Here is a 21,719-nt window from a genome sequence, read left to right on the forward strand (position 1 = left end):
ATGATTATAAACCAAATTTATTCTATAGATTCTTGTGATGATGTAGAATTAAATATCAAAAGGGGAAGTAAATTAGAATTTAGATTGACTTATGATGATAGTAAAGAAATAGAAGCTATTGTTTGTATTATTCCAGGTGGTGCTGAAGATATGAATAACTATATTTATGTCGATGATTACTTGGCTAGAAATTATAATGTTGCTATTATTAATATTAACTATCATTGCATAGGAAATAGACCTCATTTGGGTTCTAGTTTTTATTTAGATGATATAGATAAATTCATTTTAGATACTAGCTTAAAAACTATCAATTTAAACCATATAAATGTTTTTGATATAAATTCTTATGAAAATCTAAATAATGCTTTTATAAGAATAGATCAAGAAATTCAAAAATTAAAATTAAATCAAAAACTAAATCAAAACTATAAATTAAGAACGCATGTAAGCTTTTTACCATCTAAAAATGAATATCAAAATTTTGGTATAATGCAAGCTATGGATATTTTAAATGCTATTTTTTATATAAAAGAAAATTCTCCATTTAAACTAATGAGGGGGGGGGTATTAGAACGATTTTGTTTGGAAATTCATATGGCGGATATTTAGCAAATTTATGTGCAAAAATAGCTCCTTGGAGTATTGATTTTATATTAGATAATTCTTCTTTTGTTAATTTGTTTGGAAATATTTTTAGACTTATAGGTTTTGGAAAAGAAATCGATTTTACTAGATATCATGGAACATATGATGATACTTTATTTAAAAATATATTTTTATATTTAAGTGATAAAACTTATTGGAATAATAATAAATTTTCAAAAAATTATTTTTCAAATGCTAGAAAAATCATAAGAGAACCATTAAACAAAGAACATCTAATAATACAAAGCTTATACCCAAATCCAAAATATATTGTATATCATAGTATTTTTGATGAAAGATCTCCTTTTAAAAATAAGGAAAATTTTGTACATATTTTAAAAGAATTAAATTTTAAAGTAGAATTTTTTGCTATTTCACAAGTTGATAATAAGTTTATTAAAAATTTAAATCATGGAATGGGATTGAGCACAAAATTATTTTTTAAAAAACATTTATTGCAAATATTAAAAGAACCTTTGCAAGATAAAATTTGCAAGAAGGAAGTCTCATATAAATGTGATGAGCTAGTGTATACTTTCAAAGAAGAAAATCATCAAATTATTTTAAATATAACAAATTGAGTATATTAAATATTTATATTTAAAAAAGTAATTTTTAAGTAGAATTGTTTTTTAAAAGAAATATTTAAAAAAAGAGATAAGATAATATCATGGCAAAAAAACAACTCTCCTTAACAAGACTTAGTTTTCCTATATTTTGGGATTTGCTTTCTAAGTATTTAACTGTGATTATCAATACCGCTATGGTGTCGCATTATTCTAATTTTCTTGTTGGTGCTATGGGCGCTGGAAATCAAATTTTAGATCTTTTTATCACTATTTTTTCATTTTTAAGTGTGGGTTGTAGTGTGCTGATCGCACAAGCAATTGGTGCAAAAGATCATGTTTTAGCAAGAAAAGTGATTCATCAAAGTTTGTTCTTAAATGCACTTTTAGGCTTTGTATGCGGTGTGCTTATTTTATGGCATGGGGAGTATTTGCTTTATCTTTTAAAAATTCCACAAGAATTGCTCAAAGATAGCGAAATTTACTTACATATGCTTGCAATTTGTTTGTTTTTTGATGCCATAGGTATTGTTTTAGCTGCTATTGTAAGGGTTTATAATATGGCTTATTGTGTCATGTTTATAGGTTTTTTGATGGATATAGTGGTGATTTGTGGAAATTATTATGTTTTGCATTATACAAAGTCAGAACTTTTTGGAATAGGGCTTAGTAATATTTTTGCTCGCATTGTTGCTATAGTTGCTTTGTTTGCGATACTTTTTTATAAACTTAAAATTCATCTTAAAATCAAAGAAATGATAAAACTTGAAAAAGAAGTTTTAAAAAAGGTTTTAAATATAGGAGGATTTTCAGCAGGGGAAAATCTTTTGTGGATAGTCCAATATACTATAGCTTTTGCTTTTGTAGCAAGCTTAGGTGAGGCGAGTTTGAGTGTGCAAACGATTTATTTTCAAATTTCAATGCTTATCATGCTTATAGGACAAGCTATAAGCATAGCTAATGAAATTATAGTAGGTAAATTAGTCGGTGCTAGATATGAAAATATAGCTTACAAACATGCTTGGCGTGCTTTATATTTTAGTGTAATAGCGAGTGCTTTAGTGGCGTTTTTAAACTATCTTTGTCAAGATTTTACTATGCAAATTTTAGGGCTTAAAGAAGAGCTAAAAAATTTAATGATACCTTTATTTGCTCTTTCAATCTTTCTTGAAATTTCACGAACTTTTAATATAGTTATGGTTAATTCCTTGCGCGCAAGTGGCGATGCTAAGTTTCCATTTTTTAGCGGACTTGTTTTTATGATGGGGGTATCTTTGCCTGTGGGTTATGTGCTTTGTTTTCATTTTAATCTTGGAATTTTAGGGGTTTGGATAGGATTTTGTGCAGATGAATTTTTGCGTGGAATGGTAAATTCATACAGATGGAAAAGTAAAAAATGGCAAGGCAAAGCTCTAGTTTAAAATCATTTATTTATAAAGATGAGTGCTATTTTTATTCTAAAAAATGCATAAAAACTTTAAGATTAAGGCTAAATGAAAAGGGTGAATTTGTTCTTAGTATTCCTTATTTTTGCACCTTTAAAAGTGTTTATGAGTTTTTAGATAAATCAAGTTCTTGGATGAATGAGGCAAAAAAAAGATTTGAAAAAAAAGCCTTAAAAGATGATGAGTTAATCTTTTTAGCTAAAAAATATCAAATTATTTTTGATGAAAATGCCAAAAAAACTTATTTTGATAAAGATAAAATAATTTGTCAAAATAAAGCAAAATTGGATTTATTTTTAAGACAAAATGCTAAAAAGATTTTTACTTTTTATCTTAAAAAATGGAGTAAAAAAACAGGCTTATTTTACACGCATTTAAGCATTAAAAATATGAAAACACGTTGGGGTTCTTGCAATCACAATAAAGCTTATATTAATTTAAATTTAAAACTCATTCAAAAAAGTTTAAGAGCTATTGAATATGTGATTTTGCATGAAATTAGCCATTTAAAATTTCCCAATCATAGCAAAGAATTTTATACTTTTATAGAGCATTTTATGAGTGATTTTAGGCAAAGAGAGAAAGAATTTTTAAGTTAAAAATGTTATATTTATAGTTTATTTTTCAAAAAAGGCATAATATGACTTTGGATTTTGATTTTATTTATAATGCAGATAATGATATTTTTGAATATTTATTGCGTTTTTATGCGAAAAATTACAATTATATCCTTAGTAAAGAAGAAAATACTTATCATTTTTCTATCGATGCAGATGAAGAAAATTTAAAGACTTTTTGCGATTCTTTGAATTTCATGAGTCATAGCGTTTTTTTGAAAAAATTTGATGTAAAAGCGGGGCAGGGTTTTAACCCTTGTATACCAGAAGATAAAGAATTTTCAAGATTTTCTTATATTACTCATTTAAATTCTAATGCTTATCAAGAAAAAAAACTTTTAAACAAAAACGAATGGGGCGTGTTTTGTGAGTGTGAATTTTCAAGCAATTTATCAGAATTTGAAAAAATCAATGAAGAAAATTTCAATACTTTTTTAAATCTTGCCTTTGATTTGTTAAGTCAAGAAAAAAAGATTTATTTGAAAGATAAAAACGGCATTTATGAATTTTCTTTGTTTAAGAACGAATTTATAGGAGATTTTTTACTTCCTTGTGATATTAAAGCTATAAATTCAGTTTTTGTTTGTTCAAATGAAAATTTAAAACTTCTTGCAAGTTTAGAAAAACCTTTGATGAAGCTAAGGCTTAATGCTATGTTTAGAAAAAATCACAATCTTGATTTTAGTGATTTTAAAATCAGACTTGCTAGAGATTTGTTTTGCTTTGCTTTAGGTTTGAAACTTTTTGAAAATGAGTATAAATTTTTAAGCGTAAAAAAGATAGAAGAATATCAAAAAGATTTTTATATCAGTGCTTTAGATGAGCAAGTGGTGGTTTTAGAGGGTTTTGAATTTATCAATGCTAAGGCAAGAGAGCTTATTTTTTCTAAAGAAGATAAAAATATGGCAAGAATTTCTTATCTTGTAAGCCGTTATAAAGAAAAAGCTTTTATTTTAGAGCTAAGTAAGGATTATGAAGATATTTTGCTTATCAATAAAGAGCTTAATTTACTTAAACTTTGCTTACCAAAACACAGCAAAGAACTTTATGAAGAGATTAAAAAAGATGAAATTGGTGCAAGGCTTTTAGAAAATTTTAACAAGGAATTTCCTCTTTTAGATGAAAATTTTAAGCTTCAAAACAATTTTTATTCCTTGCTTGGCTTGCTGGGTAGAGTGCTAAATTTGGGTAGAAATTTACAAGAGAGTGCTAGTGAGCTTTTAAAAATCGCTGATGAGTCAAAAATGCCTCGTGGAGTAAAGATTGATTATCGTTTGAAAGAAGATAAAAGTTTTGATTATACAAGGACTTTAAGATCTGCCATGAGTTTTATGTTAGCAGGTGTAGATAGTGCTAATATCGCTTATGGAGCGGTTGAGAGTTTGGCTTATTTCTTGCGTGATACTTATGATGAATTAAGAGAGAAAAAGCAAAGTGATTTAGCACTTATAAGTGGATCTTTGTTTGAACATAAATCTTTACTTAAAAATACTTTAAAACATCTTAAAAATTGTCAGTTAAGCGATGTGCCACTTAGGATATAAGATCAAAATTTCAGGTCTAGTTCAAGGGGTGGGTTTTCGCCCCTTAGTTTATGAACTAGCTTTGAAATCAAAGCTTTTTGGAGAAGTAAGAAATGATGGTTTTGGGATAGAAATCATCCTTGCTTGCACTCAAAAAGAATGTGAAAATTTCATAGAAAATTTAAAAAATCATCTTCCACCTTTAGCAAGAATAGATCAGCTTATAATCACGCAAATTTCAATTTCAAACTATGAGAATTTTAGCATTACTCCTTCTTTAGAGAATACAAAAAGCACGCCTATGTTAAGCGATTTTGCGTTTTGTAAGGAGTGTAAAAAAGAATTTTTTGATGAAAAAAATCCACGCTTTTTATATCCTTTTATCACTTGCACACATTGTGGGCCACGCTTTAGTATTATAAAAAGTCTTCCTTATGATAGATTTAATACCTCTATGCAAGAATTATTGATGTGTGAGTTTTGTAAAAGCGAATACGAAGATCCTAAAAATAGGCGTTTTCATGCCCAGCCTATTAGTTGTCCTAAATGCAAAATCAATGTTTTTCTTAAAAATCCAAAGGGTGAAATTTTAGCCAAAGATCAAGAAGCTTTTATACAAAGTGCGAAGTTTTTAAAGGAAGGTAAAATTTTAGCCATTAAAGGCATGGGCGGTTTTCATCTCATGTGTGATGCGTTTAATGAAGAAGCTTTAAAAACTCTAAGACTTAGAAAAAATCGCCCCAAAAAACCCTTTGCTTTGATGTGTAAAGATTTACAAAGTGCTAAAGAACTTGCCTTTATAGATGAAAAAGAAGAAGCTTTGCTTGGTGGGGTTTTGGCTCCTATTGTGATTTTAAAGGCAAAAAAAGCCTTTTCTTTAATCGCTCCTGATGTTGATAAAATCGGCATTATGTTAGCTTATACACCTTTACATCTTTTGCTTTTTGAGTATTTTAAAGGAAGCCTTGTAGCAACGAGTGCAAATTTAAGCGGAGAAAGTATTATTAAAGATGAGTTTAATTTGTGTAAAAAACTTGATAAAGTTTTTGATTTTTATTTGGATTATGATAGGGAAATTATCAATGCAAGTGATGACAGCATAGCTCAAGTGGTAAATGGTGAAACTATGTTTTTGCGTACTTCAAGGGGTTTAAATCCCTTTTATTTGGAAAGAAATTTTAATAAAAAAGGCACTTTTTTAGCTTTGGGTGCGGAACTTAAAAATGAATTTGTGATTTTTTATGAAAATAAACTTTTAATTTCTCCTTATATAGGGGATTTGAAAAGTCTTGATGTGCATGAGAGATTTTTTAAACTTTTAGAATTTTTTAAACAAAATTATGATTTGAAATTTGATGCGATTTTGTGCGATAAACACCCGCATTTTAGCTATGCAAAAGAATTTGAAGAAAGGATTAAAATTTCTCATCATTATGCGCATTTTTGTGCGGCTTATTTTGAATACGAAGAAAATTTTGCAAAAGATGAAAAGGCTTTAGCTTTTATTTGTGATGGAACAGGTTATGGCGAAGATGGTAAAATTTGGGGTGGAGAAGTTTTTGTAGGAAATTTAAAAGAATATGAAAGAATTGCACATTTTGAAAATTTCACTCTTATAAATAGTGATATTAAAAATATACAAAATTTAGCCTTAAGTCTTATTTTTCATTATGATTTAGAAGATAAGGCTAAGGATTTTTTAGCAAAAATTCCAAAAATTAAACTTAAAAATCTTAAAAAAATTTATTCTCATTCTAACTTACAAACAAGTTCTTTAGGACGCATTATCGATGCTTTTGGAAGTATTGTTTTTAACTTAGAAAAAAGTTCTTATGAAGCTCAAGTTGGCTTAATGTGTGAAGCTTTTTATGATAAAAATCTTGATTTTTCTTATAAGCTTTTTGTAGAAAAAGGGCAGGTTAATTTTAAAAATTTAATCCTAGGGGCTTTGCAAGATGAAAAAACTAAGGCGATTACAGGTATGTTTAATGCCTTGGCAAATTTTATCATAGATTTTAGCAAAGATTATGATTTAAAAGTGCTTTTAAGCGGAGGGGTTTTTCAAAACAAAACCTTGCTTGAAATTTTAAAAGCTAAAAATTTTGATTTTTTTATACCTTTAAAGTACCCTTGTAATGATAGCTCCATAGCCTTAGGACAAATGGTGCATTTTTTAAATTTAGAAAAATAAAGCAAATATTCTAAAAACTCATAATTTTTTAATGCTTTTAAGGTTAAAATGAAACAAAAAATATATAAGGAAAGAAAATGTGTAAAGATTGCGGCTGCTCTATAAATTCAAGCCATACGCATGGTCATCATCACGACCACCATCATGAAAATCCAAGCTTAAAAGAGGGTAAAACCATAGAAGTGATTTCTAAAATTTTAAGCAAAAATGATGAAGAAGCTAAGCACAATAGAGCGCATTTTAATGAAGCTAACACGCTTTGTATCAATTTAATGAGTTCTCCAGGTAGTGGAAAAACCACGCTTTTAGAAAGCACGATTAAGGCTTTGAAAAATGAACTTAAAATTGCTGTGATTGAAGGGGATTTAGAAACCAATAATGATGCTCTAAGGGTAAAAAATGCCGGAGCTTTGGCGTATCAAATCACTACAGGACAAAGCTGTCATTTGGACGCTTTTATGGTGCATGAGGCTTTGCATCATTTAGCCATTGATGATGTGGATTTGCTTTTTATAGAAAATGTTGGAAATTTGGTTTGTCCTGCAAGTTATGATTTAGGAGAGCATTTAAATGTGGTTTTGCTTTCGATAACTGAAGGAAGTGATAAACCGCAAAAATATCCTGTGATGTTTAAAAAGGCTGATATAGTTTTAATCACAAAGGCAGATTTAGCTCATCATTTTGATTTCGATATTAAAGAGGCGACTAGCTTGATTAAAGAATTAAATCCTAGAGCAGATATTATCACCCTTGATGCAAAAAATGGCACCAATATGGAGCTTTGGTATAAGGTGCTTAAACTTAAAAAGGAGCTTTTTTAATGTGTTTGTCTATACCTTCTGAAATTTTAGAAATCGATGAGTTAAACAATGCTTTAGTACAAACTTTAGGCGTGAAAAGAAAAGTTAATTTGGATTTGATTGATGAACCTTTAAAACAAGGCGATTATGTCTTAATCCATGTAGGCGTTGCTATGGAAAAAATCGACAAAGAAGCTGCACTAGAAAGCATTAAAACCTATCAAGAAATAGTAGAAAAAATGAATAGTGGAGAGATAAAAAGTGATGAAGGAGATTTGGGTTTAAATGAATTTCATCGATGAATTTAGAGATAAAGAAAGCATTTTAGCTTTAAAAAAACTCATAGAACAAGAACTTAAAAATCCTATTAATATCATGGAAATTTGCGGTGGGCATACGCATAGTATCATGAAATATGCTTTGCCTTCTATTTTGCCAAAGGAAATTAACTTTATCCATGGGCCAGGATGTCCTGTTTGTGTTATGCCAAGAGTTCGCATTGATACAGCTATCAAGTTAGCCTCCATGAAAGATACGATTTTTTGTACTTTAGGGGATCTTTTAAGGGTGCCTGGAAGTGAAATTTCTTTACTGGATTTAAGAGCTAAAGGGGCTGATGTTAGAGCGCTTTATTCTCCGCTTGAGGTTTTGGAAATTGCTAAGCAAAATTTAAACAAAAATATCATCTTTTTTGCTATAGGTTTTGAAACTACTACGCCTATGAGTGCTTTACTTCTTCAAAAGGTTATAGAAGAAAAAATAAATAATGTCTTTTTTCATATCAATCATATCACAGTTCCAGCACCTGTAGAAGCGATCATGAATGATGAAAATGTAAAAATCAATGCTTTTTTAGGTCCTTCTCATGTGAGTGTGATAACAGGTTATGGTATTTATGAGCCTTTAGCAGCAAAATTTAAAACCCCTATAGCGGTGAGTGGTTTTGAGCCAGTTGATATTTTAGAAAGTGTGTTAAATATCATAAAACAAAGCAATGAAGGCACTTTTAAAGTGTATAATCAATACAAAAGAGCCGTAAGCAAAGAAGGCAATGTTAAAGCACAAAATTTAGTAAAAAAATACTTTAGGGTGTGTGATTTTGAATTTCGTGGCTTAGGACTTATTAAAGATGGAGGCTTGGAGTTAAAAGAAGAATTTAGCGCTTACGATGCGAGTAAAAAATTTGATTGTACGGTGCAAAGTAAAAATGAAAGCAAAGCCTGTATTTGTGGGCAAATTTTAAGAGGTTTGGCCAAGCCTTATGATTGTAAAGTTTTTGGCAAGGCTTGTACGCCAAGAAGTCCTATAGGAAGTTGTATGGTTTCTGGCGAGGGTGCTTGTGCGGCGTATTATAAATACTCAAAGGTGAATGCATGAAAAATATTTCCTTAGCCCACGGAGGCGGTGGAGAAGAGATGAATGAGCTTTTAACTAAGCTTTTTAAGATCTTTGATAATGAAATTTTAAACGCAAATAATGATGCAGCGATTTTGGGAAATTTGGCTTTAAGCACGGATTCTTTTGTTTTAAGTCCGATTTTTTTAGATGAAGAGGTTAATATAGGTAAACTTTGTGTTTGTGGTTCTATTAATGATGTTTTGATGGTGGGTGCTAAGCCAAAATATCTAAGCTTAGGGCTTATCTTAGAAGAAGGTTTTGAGCTAGAAAAATTAGAACGTATTTTAAAAAGCATTAAAGAAGAATGTGAAAAATGTGGAGTTATGTTAGTTTGTGGCGATACTAAAGTTGTTCCTAAGGGTAAAGCAGATGAAATTTATATCAACACTACAGCCTTAGGTGAAATTATTTCTAAAAAAGAAAGTAAAAATATCAAAGCAGGGCTTAGCATACTTCTTTCAGGCGATATAGGAAGGCATGGAGCTAGTGTTTTAATCAAAAGAAATGAGCTAGAAGCTGATATTAAAAGTGATTGCAAGGCTTTGAATAAAGAGGTTTTAGAGCTTTTAGAAAAAGATATAAAGGTTGTAGCAATGAGAGATGCTACTCGCGGGGGGCTTAGTGCGGTTTTAAATGAGTGGGCAAAGCAAAGTGGAAATGATCTTTTGATCTTTGAAGAAAAAATCATCGTTCAAGATGAGGTTTTAGGACTTTGCGAGCTTTTTGGTTACGAAGCGTATGAGCTTGCAAATGAAGGCACTTTTATACTTTGTGTGGAAAAAGAAGATGAGTTAAAAGCCTTGGAAATTCTAAAAAAATACAATGTAAATGCGAGTATTATAGGAGAAGTTTTAGAAGAGAAAAAAGCACGCGTGATCTTACAAAACGCTTATGGAGCAAAACGCTTTTTAGAAAGTCCTAAAGGCGAACTTTTACCAAGAATTTGCTAATGCACGAATTAAGTATAGTAGAATCTTTAATCGAACTTTGCGAAGAAAATGCCTTAAACAATAAGGCTTACAATGTGCAAGAAATTTATGTAAAAATCGGGCGTTTAAGCGGTATAGAAGTGGATCTTTTTAAGCGTTGTTTTGAAACTTTTAAAGAAAACTCAAATATTTGCAAAAATGCTAAACTTTTTATAGAGCTTGCTCCGCTTGAAATTTTATGCTTAAAATGCGATCAAACAAGTATTTTAGAAGAAAATGTTTTTAAGTGTCCTAAATGTCAAAGTATAGAATATAAAATCATACAAGGTGAGGACTTACATCTTATGCGACTTGTGATGAAATAATATATTTGGCGTTTTTGTTACAATAGTAAATATTTTATCGATATTATTATTTTAATATTTAACAACCAAGCTAAAAAATCATAAATTTTGAAATTTTATCTAAAAATGCAAAAACTAAAAAAAATATATTTTTAAATTTATTTTAAATAAAATTTAAAAATATTATAAAAATATTGATAATATTTCATACAAATTTATTCTTATTAAGATATTTTAATTTAAACTAAAAATTTAAACCAAAATTTTAATAATAATTTAAGTATAATTATTATATAGTCTTCACTATTTTCTTATTACAGTTTTATATTATTTTTAAATATAAACAAGAAAATATAAATATAAAAGGAAAGGGAATATTTATGAATAAAACTGCATTAACTAAAACATACACAAAAGATATACAAAATTCCTGTTTAAATTCTAAAAAGATAGTTTTATCTTTAGCTACTATTTCTTTTTTGGCAAGTTGTACTCATGCTACACTTACTCCTGAAATAAAAACTTACGAAGAGACAAATAGACATGCTAAAGCTAGGTCAGGTCTTCAATCTAGAAATTCGAATAATGAGACTATAAATAATTTACAAACTTCAACTAAAACTATAAGTGGCACCGGCAATACTCTAGTTATAGAAAGTAGTGGAACTATTACTATTTCTAATGGTGGGCAACAAGCAGTAAACTTTCAACCAAATTCTTCAACTTCTACCTTTTTAAATAAAGGAACTCTTATAGGTGGAAATAATACTGCTAGTGTTCAACTAGGAGCAAATGGAAATAACGGTGTTACCATAGAAACCTTTGATAATCAAGGTATCATAGGCAATGGTTCTTCTAAATTTGGAGTAACAGTTTGGGGGGGGGGAGTAAAGATAACCCTAAATCTATAATCAATAATTTTAGTAATAGTGGAACTATTCACTCTAATACTGGTGAAAGTATTTATTTTGGTAACGCCAAAATATCAAGTTTTGTTAATAGTGGGACTATTAAGAGTAATCAAGGTGCAGGAGTAAATATATCTCAAGGAACAAGTATAGAGAATTTTAACAATACCGGAACTATTGAAGGCAAGAAAGATGGAATACAGATAAATGCTAATGTAAAAACATTAATAAATACGGGAACCATAAAAGGACATGCTATATCTATAAGATTAAATGGAACTATAGACCAATTGATCAATGAAGGCATTGTGGATGGTGAAAGTGCTGGTATTTACATGAGCGGAGGTCGTGTTAAAACTCTTACAAATAAAGGTACCATTAATCAAAACAATTCGGCAACTTGGGCTGCTGGTATAAAACTCCAAAATAACAGTACCATAGAAAATATCATCAACACAGGATCTATCCATTCTAATGCTTTTGGAATATCTGTAACTGGTGGTAAATTTGGAACACTTACTATAAAAGATGGAGGTCAAGTTTATGGAAAATACTCGGCAATAGGAGTGGGTCAATCGCAAACTCTAGGAGATTTATATATAGATGGAAGTTCAAGTAAAATTTATGGAGAAGAAAATGGAATTGTATTAGATGCTAACTCACGAACTCAAAAAATAGAACTTAAAAATGGTGGCATTATAAAAGGTAAGATCCATGGTATAAGATTGGATAATGGTGCCTCTTTAAGTGGAGAAATGATTTTATCTGGCGAAGGTTCTAGGGTAGAAGGTGGAAGTGGTGCTGGTATATTGAATCGAAGTGGAAAAATAGAAGGCTCTATAACCATAAAAGATGGAGCAACTGTTACGGCTACTTCGAATCACGCCATAGCTAACTATCGCTCAGGAAGTATAACAGGTGGTATTACTGTTAGTGGGAAAAACACTAAACTTCAAGGAAATATAAGCAATATAGGTAATGCTTCTATAGGTAGTGATATCAAGATAGAAGATGGAGCTAAGGTAGAAGGTGGTCTTGTTAATCAAGGTAATGGAAGTATCTCAGGAAGTGTTCAAGTAAGTGGTGGTAGTAGTATTGATTCCATTACCAATGAGGGTAATGGAGCTATTTCTGGTTCAATTACTGTAGATAAAGATAGTAAACTTGATTCTATCACTAACACTTCTACATCATCTACAGGTATAAGTGGTTCTATTACTAACAATAGTGATAATAAGCTTAAAATTTCTAATTCAGGTAATATCGGTGGTAAGATTGAAAGTACAGGTAGTGCTGATATGGTGATTAGCAATAGTAATGGTGGAACTATTAGTGGCGGTATTAGTTCTTCAGGAAGTGGAAGCACTAGTATTTCCAATTCACAAGGCTCAACCATAAATAACGGCATCACTGTTTCAGGATCAGCACAAGTTGAAATCTCCAATCAAGGCTCAGTAGGTAAAGATAAAAATGGTAATACAGTAACTAACAATGGTAGTGGTAGTGTTGGAATCAAAGATTGGCTTGTTTCTACAGATAAAAACACAGGTAAATTAAACACTGTGGTTATAGGTGGAAGTGGTAAAGATAATGTAAAAGTAGAAAACATCACCGTAGATCAAAGCAATGTTGATCTTGAAGAGCTAAACGATATAAACAACATCATCTCAGGTGTTAATCAAAACAATATTGGCAATATAGGAACCAATGGAAGTGGAGAAATATCTTTAAGCTTTGATCCAATAACAGGAAAGCTTACTACAGATTTTAATCTTAATGCTTCCATATCAGGTGCAACCTTTAGATCTTTAATCTCTACTACTTCAAGAAGATCAACCTTTATAGATAATGTTATGGGTAATTCTATGCAAAGCTTTGCTTTAGCTTCTTCAAGTAAATCTCAAAGCATCGCTATGTCTGAAAAGGGTAATTTATATGCAGATGCAAGTGATTATATAAAGAGTGATTTAAATAATGGAAGCTATGGTTCTAATAAAGAACATTCTTTATTCATCCTTCCTTATACTTCTTCACAGAATGTTGAACTTTCTTTAAATGAAGAAAGTAAAGGACACACTAAAGGAACCATTATAGGTTATTCTACTTTAAAAGACAGTGGAATATATGGTGTGTATGCAGGTTATGAAGATACAAAAATGGGTTCAACTTATTTTGATATTAATAATAGAACCTATTATGCAGGTTTAAAATACTTTAATACCTTATTTACTACAGAAAAAGGTCAAGAAGTTTATATCAAAGCTCAAGGTAAAGCTGCTTTGATTAAAAATGATTTAACTGAAAAAATAGGAAATAATGAAGCTAAAGCTGAACCTAATTCTTATGCTTATGGAGTCAATACAGCCTTAGGTATGAATTTTATTTCTAATAAAGATATATTCTCTCCTGAAATAGGTCTTGCTTATGAAGGAGGTTATACTGAAGCTTTTTCTATGAAAGACACCATAGGACAAGCAACAGTTAAAGGTGGAGAAAGAACCTATGCAAACTATTTAAATCTTTTCTCTACTAAAACAAGTCTTACTTGGTTTAGAGATTGGTTGCCTAATTTAAAAACTTCAGTAGAACTTGGAGCTAAGTTTAATATCAATCCTAAAGTAGAAGCTGAGGCTAGATTTGGTAATATAAAAGTAAGTGATGAGTTTGATTTACCAAGAGTACAAAAATTTGTAAGCACTTCTTTTATCGTTCCTGTTAATGAAGCTTTCTATTTTAGTTTAAACTATAATGGAATGTTTGATAAAGATGGCAATACCCATACAGGATTTGCTCAGTTTAATTATCTTTGGTAATCTTATAAAAGATAATACTTAGTTTAATTAGTTTACTCTCCTACTTGTTAAAAATTTCATCCTGATAATTTTAAAATTATTAGGATGGATGTTTTTAAGGTTATTAAACTCTTTTTAGATTGCAATCATTCTTTTAAAGTATTTTAAAAACTCAACAAAGATTATAACAATACAATCATTTTAAATTATTTTAATACGATTAAAAAGAAGTGAAGAGGATTGAAGAGTAAAAATTAATTTTTTAAAATCCTTGCAAGTTTAAGTAAATTTGAAATCAAAAATTCTTTTTTTACGAGTTTAGGATTGGTTTTAAGTTCGTATTCGCTTTTAAGCAAAAGAGTGAAAATTTCTTTATATTGTTCGATTTTTAAACTAAAGGCTTGAGAGCTTAAATTTTGTCCCACTTGAGGGGGTGGAGTGTAGCCTAAAAGCTCTTTAAAATCAATTTTACCATTGATTTTAGCATAAAGTGCAATTTTAAATAAACGATAAAAAGAGTTATATAAAGAGTTGATTAAAGCAATTTCATTAAAATTATCTAAAATTTTTTCAAGTTCGCTTTTAAAGTCTTGTTTTTTTAAAATTTTATCAAAAAAGCTTTCAAAACTTCCTGTATTTAAACTATAGCAGTATTGTTCTATGGTTTTTTCATCTACTCTTAAACCACTAAATTTATTAAGCTCACTCGCAGCAAGATACAAGTTTTCATCAAAACTTGTAAAAAGAGTAAATAAAGCATTTTGAGTGATTTCAACCCTTAGTTGTTTTGCTTTTATGCTTAAAAGCTCCACGCCTTCTTTAGCTCCGTTAGCTTTAAAAAATCTTACAAAATGAGGAGAGAAAATTTTTTCTATGTCGCTTTGTTTAGAACTTTCATCATAAAGCTCTAAAAGAAAGAAATTGTCCGCATTGTTTTTACAAAGTTCGACTAAAATTTTAAGATCTTTTATTGGAATTTTTTTAGAAGTTTTAATTTCTAGTAATTTTTTTTCGCTAAAAAGCGATCCTGTGCTTAAAAAATCACTTGCATGAGTGAAGTTGTATTCTTCAAAAAAAAGTTTTAAAGTTTCATCGGGCTTATATTTTTCTTTTATAAATTCAGCATAAAGTTCGCTTTGAAAATTATCTGCTCCATAAAGAAAGAAAAAATTAGGTATTGAATCTTTAGAAAGCAGGGTTTGGAGCTCTTTTCTATACATTTTCTTCCTTTATAAGTCTTTGGGTGATTTTAGCATAAATTTTTGCCATAACTATATCCGCTTCCATGATTTGCACTTCAACATTTTCTAGTAAATTCGCATGCGTATCATAAAGGATTATATCCGCTCCTTTGATTTCATCATCTAGTTTAGCTATGCAAACTCCGTCATTTTGCACAACTAAAGCTTTAAATTTTTTACCTATATTTTTAGCTGCCCATCTAGCAAATTTTCTATCCATAAAATCAAAAGCAACCTTATCCGCCTCTCTTTCAAGTGTGCTAAGATTCTCGCAAGTGCTTTCTATGTTTAAAAGTAGATAATTAAAAAGTTTTTCATCGTTTTTTTGTTTGGCTTTTAAAAGTCTGTGTAAAATAAGATCAGAATACCTTCTTATAGGGCTTGTAAAATGTGAGTATTTATCAAAACCTAAGCCAAAATGCCCCGCATTTACGCTAGAGTATTCCGCTTTTTTTTGTGCTTTGATGATGAGTTTATCTACTTCTGCTCTTAAATTTAATTCATCAGCTAAAGCTTGTATGTCGCGTATGAGCTCAGGAAGATTGGGTTTAAAATTTACATCGATTCCGAGTTCGCGTAATTCATTTAAAAGCTTATCGATTTTTCTTGTATCAGCACTTAAGTGATTTCTAAAAACGCCTATATCTATGAGTTTTGCTGCGGCTTTATTGGCTAAAAGCATACAATCTTCGATCAAATTATGCGAAGGCGTGTCTTTTTCAAAAACTGTGCTTTTTAGACTTAAATTTTCATCTAAATTCATTCTTAATTCTTCGGTGCGAAATTCAAAGGCATTTTTAAGACGCATTTTGCGTAAATTTTTTGTGATTTCAAAAAGCTCATAAAGCCATGAAAGTTCTTTTAAATCAGGTTTTTGTACCAAAATTTCATCAACTTCATCGTAATTAAAACGGCGTTTTGAGTTGATAATACCTTCAAAAAGTTCTTCTTTGATGACTTTATTTTCATGATTGAGTGTGATTTTAAAACAATACGCTAAGCGATCTAAATGAGGTTTTAAAGAACAGATATTTTCACTTAAAGGACGAGGTAGCATAGGTATAGCAATATGTGGAAAATAAATAGAAAATCCACGATTTCTTGCTTCTTTATCTATAGCACTATAAGCATAAACATATTCGCTAACATCAGCAATAGCTACATAAATTTCTCGTTTTTGAGTGTCAAAATAAATCGCATCATCAAAATCTTTTGCATGTATAGGATCTATGGTGCAAAAAGGCAAGGCTCTTAAATCCATGCGATTTTCATACATACTCGCATCAACACTATCGCCGTTTGCTAGAGCTTCTTTGATGCAAGCGTCGCTAAATTCGTTATTTTTATTAAAAAGAGCTAAGGAGATTTTTTCATCTACGCTTTCATCATCGATATGTCCTAAAACTTCTATGATATTGTTATTTTCATTTTCTATTTTTAAAATTGTCCCTAAAGGTAGTGCTTTTAAGGATTTTTGAGAAGCTTTTAAGGCAGTGCTTAATCCTGTTTTGATATTCATTCCAAGCACGGCTTCGCCATACCTTTTGGTGATCATTAAAGAGGTTTCATTGGCTCTTTTTAGAACCAAAATCACCTTTGCACTGGGGCGTTTTTTCTTTAAAGGTAGAAGTTTTACTGCGACTATATCTTTATAGTTTGCGCCTTTTAGGTTTTTGTTTTCTATCAAAAGATCTTTTTTGAAACTTTCATCAAAGCATTGTAAAAAACCTGTGCCTTTACTCGAAATATCAAGTACTCCAAAGGCAAAACCATTGTTAAGATAGTATTTGTTTTTGTGTTCTTTAATGATATGATTAGTTAAAAGTTCTCTGAAAATTTGTTTAAATTCATTGTTTACTTCGTGAGAGCTAATGCCATAACTAAGACTGTTTAAAAATTCTTTCACTTTTGATACTTTATGATTTTTTGTAAAATTCTTACATAAAGTTTATAAAAAAAATATGAAATTTATACTTTAATTGCTATAATAATACCTTTAATTTTTGAATTTTTAAGGAGTGAATATGGCTATTACAGTATATTATGATAAAGATTGTGATTTAAATTTAATCAAATCAAAAAAAGTAGCAATTATAGGCTTTGGCTCTCAAGGGCACGCTCATGCGATGAATTTAAGAGATAATGGCGTAAATGTAACTATCGGACTTCGTGAAGGTAGTGTAAGTGCTGTTAAAGCAAAAAATGCTGGTTTTGAAGTGGTGAGTGTGAGTGAGGCTTCTAAGATAGCGGATGTGATTATGATTTTAGCTCCTGATGAAATTCAAGCAGATATTTTTAATGTCGAAATAAAACCAAATTTAAGTGAAGGCAAGGCTATAGCTTTTGCACACGGTTTTAATATCCATTATGGTCAAATTGTTGTTCCAAAAGGTGTAGATGTTATCATGATAGCACCTAAAGCACCAGGTCATACAGTAAGAAATGAATTTACTCTAGGTGGTGGCACTCCTTGTTTAATAGCTATCCATCAAGATGAAAGCAAAAATGCTAAAAATTTAGCCTTAAGTTATGCAAGTGCGATCGGGGGTGGACGTACAGGTATTATAGAAACAACCTTTAAAGCCGAAACAGAAACAGATCTTTTTGGTGAGCAAGCTGTGCTTTGTGGTGGACTTAGTGCTTTGATTCAAGCAGGTTTTGAAACTTTGGTTGAAGCAGGTTATGAACCTGAAATGGCTTATTTTGAGTGTTTGCATGAAATGAAACTCATTGTGGATTTGATTTATCAAGGTGGTATTGCAGATATGCGTTATTCTATTTCAAATACTGCAGAATACGGCGATTACATCACAGGGCCAAAGATTATCACTGAAGAGACTAAAAAAGCGATGAAAGGTGTTTTAAAAGATATACAAAATGGTGTTTTTGCAAAAGATTTTATCTTAGAACGCCGTGCAGGTTTTGCTAGAATGCATGCAGAACGCAAAAATATGAATGATTCTTTGATAGAAAAAACAGGACGCAATTTGCGTGCTATGATGCCTTGGATCAGTGCTAAAAAATTAGTAGATAAAGATAAGAACTAAACATTGTCAAAGAAAAAATTAGTTCAAATTCAGCGTTATTTAATCATAGCTATACTTTTTTTACTTTGCATAGCTTTAGCTTTGGGAATTTTAGTAAAATATCAAAATTCCCAAGATGTTTCTTCTGTTAAGCCGGATTATTTTATTGATAAGCAAGAAGATTTAATTTCATTAAATAAAGATCATTATGAAATTGGTATTTTTCAAGAGAATGAGTTTGATAATAATAAATCTGTAAGTATTTTAGAGCAAAAAATTCAAGAAATTGATGATTTAAATACAAGTTTAAATGAGCAAAATTTAAGCAGTGTGGAGCAGAATTTAAGTTTAGAGCAAAATCAGAGTTTAGAACAAAATTTTATTCTAAAAGATACAAATTTAACCCAAGATCAAAATTTAACTTTTAATGAAGATATTCATTTAAATAAAATTTCTAAAAAACCAAAACTTGCCATTATTATCGATGATATGGCAAATGCAAGTCAGGTTAGAGGTTTAAAAGCTTTAAATTTAAAGTTAAATCCTTCTTTTTTTCCGCCAGATAAAAACCATAGCGAAACGCCAAAACTTGCTTTAAAATTTGATTTTTATATGGTGCATTTACCTTTAGCAGCAATTAATTACAATAAACCCGAGCTTGATACTTTAAATCCAAATGATAGCAAAGAAAGAATTTTTAAAAAAATCAAGCAAATTAAAAAAGATTTTAAGGATTTAAGATATATCAATAATCACACAGGAAGTTTATTTACAAGCAATGAAGAAGCTATGAGAAAGCTTTACGAGGCTTTAAAAAATCAAAATATATTTTTTGTAGATTCTAAAACTATAGGAAATTCTAAGGCAAATAAAATCGCTAAAGAACTCAGTATGCCTTATATACAAAGAGATGTGTTTTTGGATAATGAAGATGATGTTAATTATGTTAAAAAACAACTTGAAAGTGCGGTAAAACTTGCACAAAAAAAAGGTTTTGTTATAGCCATAGGACATCCTAGGAAAAATACTTTTAAAGCTTTAGAGCAAAGTAAGGATTTGTTAAAAGGCGTTGATCTTGTGTATTTGAGTGAAATTTATGGCAAGTGAAATTTTGCCTGATGAATTTTTAGAACTTTTTAAAGATTTAAAAAAGCCTCCTAAAAAATTACACTATAAAGGAAATTTATCTTTATTAAAACAAGATAAAATCGCTATTATAGGTTCAAGGCGTATGAGTGTTTATACGAAAAATTGTGTTTTTTCCTTAGCGAGTATGCTTAAAAATGCTCATCTTTGCGTGGTAAGTGGCGGTGCTTTGGGTGTGGATATCACCGCAAGTATGGCAGCTATGCCAAATACTATAGGTATTTTTGCCAATGGTTTAGATCAAATTTATCCAAGAACTAATGAAAAAATCATTAAACAAATTTATGAAAATGCTTTAGCTTTAAGTGAATACGAAGATGATTATTTGCCAAAAAATTATGACTTTTTACTAAGAAATCGTTTGGTTATTGCTTTAAGCAAGGCCGTTGTGGTTGCACAAGCAGATATAAAAAGTGGTTCTATGCAGAGTGCAAAACTTGCTTTAGAACTCAATAAACCTTTATATGTTTTACCACAAAGACTAGAAGAAAGCACAGGAACTAATTTTCTTTTAAAGGAAAATAAATCAAAGTTAATTTGTGATTTTAAAGAATTTGTAAGTGAGTTTGCAAGTATAGATATAAATCAAGATGAGTTTTTAGAGTTTTGTAAAAAAGGTGTGAGTGTTGATGAGGCTTTAAAAATTTATGGACAAAAAGTTTATGAATATGAACTTGAGGGAAAAATTTCCATAGAAGGGCTTTTTATAAGGGTTTTAGCATGAGAGCTTTGGCTTTAGATGTAGGTTTAAAACGCATAGGTGTAGCGCTTTGCATAGATAAAAAGATCGCTTTGCCTTTAGATGCAGTTTTAAGAAAAAATCGCAATCAAGCCGCTAATGAAATCAAAAATTTACTTAAAATACTTGAAATTTCTTTACTCATTGTAGGCATTCCTAAGGGTGGATCAAGTGAAGAAGAAATGACAAGACGCATTAAGCATTTTGTTTCTTTGCTTGAATTTGATAAAGAAATTTGCTTTGTAGATGAAAGCGGAACAAGCAAAGAAGCTTTAGGATACGGCGTAGCCAATACACGCAAAAAAGATGGTAAATTAGACTCTTTATCCGCTTTTATCATGATAAAGGATTATTTTGCTCTCTAGAATAGAAAAACTTTATACCAAAGATGAAATGCAAAATATTTTATCTTCTTTTGCTCAAGAAAAAAATGTTTGTGTATTTGCAAATACTTTAAAAACTAGCATTGAAGAATTAGAAAAAGAATTTTTAAAACAAAATTTAAAATTTAAAAAGATCAATGTTTATTGTTATTTGTTTGATGCCAAAGATAAGGCTATCTTAAGTTCTATGAAAGCTTTTAATGAGGCGCACTTTTATATACAAAATTATTCTTCTTATTTGTGTGCTTTAAATTTAGAGGTCAAAGCAGGGCAAAGTGTTCTTGATATGTGTGCAGCTCCGGGTGGCAAAAGTATCAATCTTGCAAATTTTATGCAAAATACAGGTTATTTAGCTTGCAATGAGATGAGTAGGGATAGATTTTTTATTTTGCAAAAAAATCTTAAAAATTACGGCGTGAATGCTAAAGTTTTTATGAAAGATGGTAAAAATATAGGCAATTTATGCCCTTTAAAATTTGATAAAATCTTACTTGATGCACCTTGTTCAACTTTTGCTAAAATAGGTTTTGATTTGGAAAAAAGTTATAAAGAAATCAAAAATATTGCAAAAACTCAAAAAAAACTTCTACATTCTGCTTTAAAGGCATTAAAAATAGGCGGAGAGCTTGTATATAGTACTTGCACCTTTACCAAGGAAGAAAATGAAGAAGTGATAGAGAATGCTTTAAAAAGTGAGTTTAAATTAGAGCTTTTAGATATTGATTTGGAAAATGTTGAGGCTAAAGCAGGGCAAAGTGAAGAATTTGCTGAAATTTCAAAATGCAGACGGATTTTACCAAGCTTAGACTATGATGGATTTTTTATAGCTAAGCTTAGGAAATTATGTTAATTGATAAAATTATTCACATTTAAATACAAATTCATAAAAAAACTTAAAAAACAATAAATAATTTTTTCTTTATTTTAAAGCTTAAAGTTCTATTTTTAAGTACTTTGAAAAGAAAATCACAGCGTGAAAAGGCTGTGAATAAAGTTGAATTTTTTTTAACCTTAAAAAGATGA

18 protein-coding genes and 1 pseudogene are annotated in these 21,719 nt (G+C 29.9%); 17 read left to right on the forward strand and 2 right to left on the reverse strand.

Annotation, left to right across the window (positions count from 1 at the left end; all coding sequences use genetic code 11):
* The 12 genes and pseudogenes from FBF20_RS09045 (at nucleotide 1) to FBF20_RS03410 (ending at nucleotide 14,182) form a co-directional block, all read left to right on the forward strand.
* Nucleotides 1-612, forward strand: coding sequence for a DUF2920 family protein (locus FBF20_RS09045; protein ID WP_072213565.1), 612 nt, complete (start codon nucleotides 1-3; stop codon nucleotides 610-612).
* Complete coding sequence (locus FBF20_RS09050) at nucleotides 582-1,229, forward strand: DUF2920 family protein (protein ID WP_002870228.1); 648 nt, start codon at nucleotides 582-584, stop codon at nucleotides 1,227-1,229. The genes FBF20_RS09045 and FBF20_RS09050 overlap by 31 nt, the downstream gene beginning before the upstream one ends.
* An 89-nt stretch (nucleotides 1,230-1,318) precedes the next feature.
* The gene (locus tag FBF20_RS03365) at nucleotides 1,319-2,635 is read left to right on the forward strand and encodes an MATE family efflux transporter (protein ID WP_002789884.1); all 1,317 of its coding nucleotides are present in this window, start codon (nucleotides 1,319-1,321) and stop codon (nucleotides 2,633-2,635) included.
* Complete coding sequence (locus tag FBF20_RS03370; RefSeq protein ID WP_002870230.1) at nucleotides 2,611-3,258, forward strand: M48 family metallopeptidase; 648 nt, start codon at nucleotides 2,611-2,613, stop codon at nucleotides 3,256-3,258. The genes FBF20_RS03365 and FBF20_RS03370 overlap by 25 nt, the downstream gene beginning before the upstream one ends.
* 41 nt (nucleotides 3,259-3,299) lie before the next feature.
* Complete coding sequence (locus FBF20_RS03375; RefSeq protein WP_002870231.1) at nucleotides 3,300-4,820, forward strand: hypothetical protein; 1,521 nt, start codon at nucleotides 3,300-3,302, stop codon at nucleotides 4,818-4,820.
* Entirely contained in the window at nucleotides 4,801-6,990 is a 2,190-nt protein-coding gene (gene hypF, locus FBF20_RS03380; protein ID WP_002870232.1) for a carbamoyltransferase HypF, read from the forward strand. The genes FBF20_RS03375 and hypF overlap by 20 nt, the downstream gene beginning before the upstream one ends.
* Nucleotides 6,991-7,067: 77 nt before the next feature.
* Entirely contained in the window at nucleotides 7,068-7,811 is a 744-nt protein-coding gene (hypB, locus tag FBF20_RS03385; RefSeq protein WP_002867717.1) for a hydrogenase nickel incorporation protein HypB, read from the forward strand.
* Nucleotides 7,811-8,092, forward strand: coding sequence for a HypC/HybG/HupF family hydrogenase formation chaperone (locus tag FBF20_RS03390; protein ID WP_002776342.1), 282 nt, complete (start codon nucleotides 7,811-7,813; stop codon nucleotides 8,090-8,092). Before hypB ends, FBF20_RS03390 begins: the two co-directional genes overlap by 1 nt.
* Nucleotides 8,076-9,167 (forward strand): hydrogenase formation protein HypD, encoded by a 1,092-nt coding sequence (gene hypD / locus FBF20_RS03395; protein ID WP_002776343.1) that lies wholly within the window; start codon nucleotides 8,076-8,078, stop codon nucleotides 9,165-9,167. Before FBF20_RS03390 ends, hypD begins: the two co-directional genes overlap by 17 nt.
* On the forward strand, nucleotides 9,164-10,138 hold the full coding sequence (gene hypE, locus FBF20_RS03400) for a hydrogenase expression/formation protein HypE (RefSeq protein ID WP_002776344.1): 975 nt from the start codon (nucleotides 9,164-9,166) through the stop codon (nucleotides 10,136-10,138). The genes hypD and hypE overlap by 4 nt, the downstream gene beginning before the upstream one ends.
* Complete coding sequence (hypA, locus tag FBF20_RS03405; RefSeq protein ID WP_002864538.1) at nucleotides 10,138-10,482, forward strand: hydrogenase maturation nickel metallochaperone HypA; 345 nt, start codon at nucleotides 10,138-10,140, stop codon at nucleotides 10,480-10,482. Before hypE ends, hypA begins: the two co-directional genes overlap by 1 nt.
* A 359-nt stretch (nucleotides 10,483-10,841) precedes the next feature.
* Nucleotides 10,842-14,182, forward strand: a pseudogene (locus FBF20_RS03410) (hypothetical protein).
* 233 nt (nucleotides 14,183-14,415) lie between these two features.
* Here FBF20_RS03410 and holA read toward each other — a convergent pair.
* Both holA and FBF20_RS03420 read right to left on the reverse strand, forming a co-directional pair.
* Nucleotides 14,416-15,381 carry a DNA polymerase III subunit delta gene (gene holA / locus FBF20_RS03415; RefSeq protein WP_002852363.1) on the reverse strand — a complete coding sequence of 322 codons (966 nt, stop codon included), beginning with the start codon at nucleotides 15,379-15,381 and terminating at the stop codon, nucleotides 14,416-14,418.
* The gene (locus tag FBF20_RS03420; RefSeq protein ID WP_002890708.1) at nucleotides 15,374-17,308 is read right to left on the reverse strand and encodes a ribonuclease R family protein; all 1,935 of its coding nucleotides are present in this window, start codon (nucleotides 17,306-17,308) and stop codon (nucleotides 15,374-15,376) included. Before FBF20_RS03420 ends, holA begins: the two co-directional genes overlap by 8 nt.
* A 118-nt stretch (nucleotides 17,309-17,426) precedes the next feature.
* On the opposite strand from FBF20_RS03420, the gene ilvC reads away from it, so the two are divergent.
* Genes ilvC through FBF20_RS03445 form a run of 5 tightly spaced genes read left to right on the forward strand, consistent with a single transcriptional unit; the run spans nucleotide 17,427 to nucleotide 21,546 of the window.
* Entirely contained in the window at nucleotides 17,427-18,449 is a 1,023-nt protein-coding gene (gene ilvC / locus FBF20_RS03425) for a ketol-acid reductoisomerase (protein WP_002858483.1), read from the forward strand.
* A gap of 3 nt (nucleotides 18,450-18,452) precedes the next feature.
* Nucleotides 18,453-19,535 (forward strand): divergent polysaccharide deacetylase family protein, encoded by a 1,083-nt coding sequence (locus FBF20_RS03430; RefSeq protein WP_002864866.1) that lies wholly within the window; start codon nucleotides 18,453-18,455, stop codon nucleotides 19,533-19,535.
* Entirely contained in the window at nucleotides 19,525-20,298 is a 774-nt protein-coding gene (locus tag FBF20_RS03435) for a DNA-processing protein DprA (protein WP_002858613.1), read from the forward strand. Before FBF20_RS03430 ends, FBF20_RS03435 begins: the two co-directional genes overlap by 11 nt.
* The gene (gene ruvX, locus FBF20_RS03440; protein ID WP_002858579.1) at nucleotides 20,295-20,678 is read left to right on the forward strand and encodes a Holliday junction resolvase RuvX; all 384 of its coding nucleotides are present in this window, start codon (nucleotides 20,295-20,297) and stop codon (nucleotides 20,676-20,678) included. Before FBF20_RS03435 ends, ruvX begins: the two co-directional genes overlap by 4 nt.
* A 28-nt stretch (nucleotides 20,679-20,706) precedes the next feature.
* The gene (locus FBF20_RS03445) at nucleotides 20,707-21,546 is read left to right on the forward strand and encodes an RsmB/NOP family class I SAM-dependent RNA methyltransferase (RefSeq protein WP_010891872.1); all 840 of its coding nucleotides are present in this window, start codon (nucleotides 20,707-20,709) and stop codon (nucleotides 21,544-21,546) included.
* The last annotated feature ends 173 nt before the right edge of the window (nucleotides 21,547-21,719 follow it).

The sequence above is a fragment of the Campylobacter sp. CFSAN093259 genome, from assembly GCF_012889985.1.
GTDB classification, from domain to species: Bacteria; Campylobacterota; Campylobacteria; order Campylobacterales; family Campylobacteraceae; genus Campylobacter_D; species Campylobacter_D jejuni.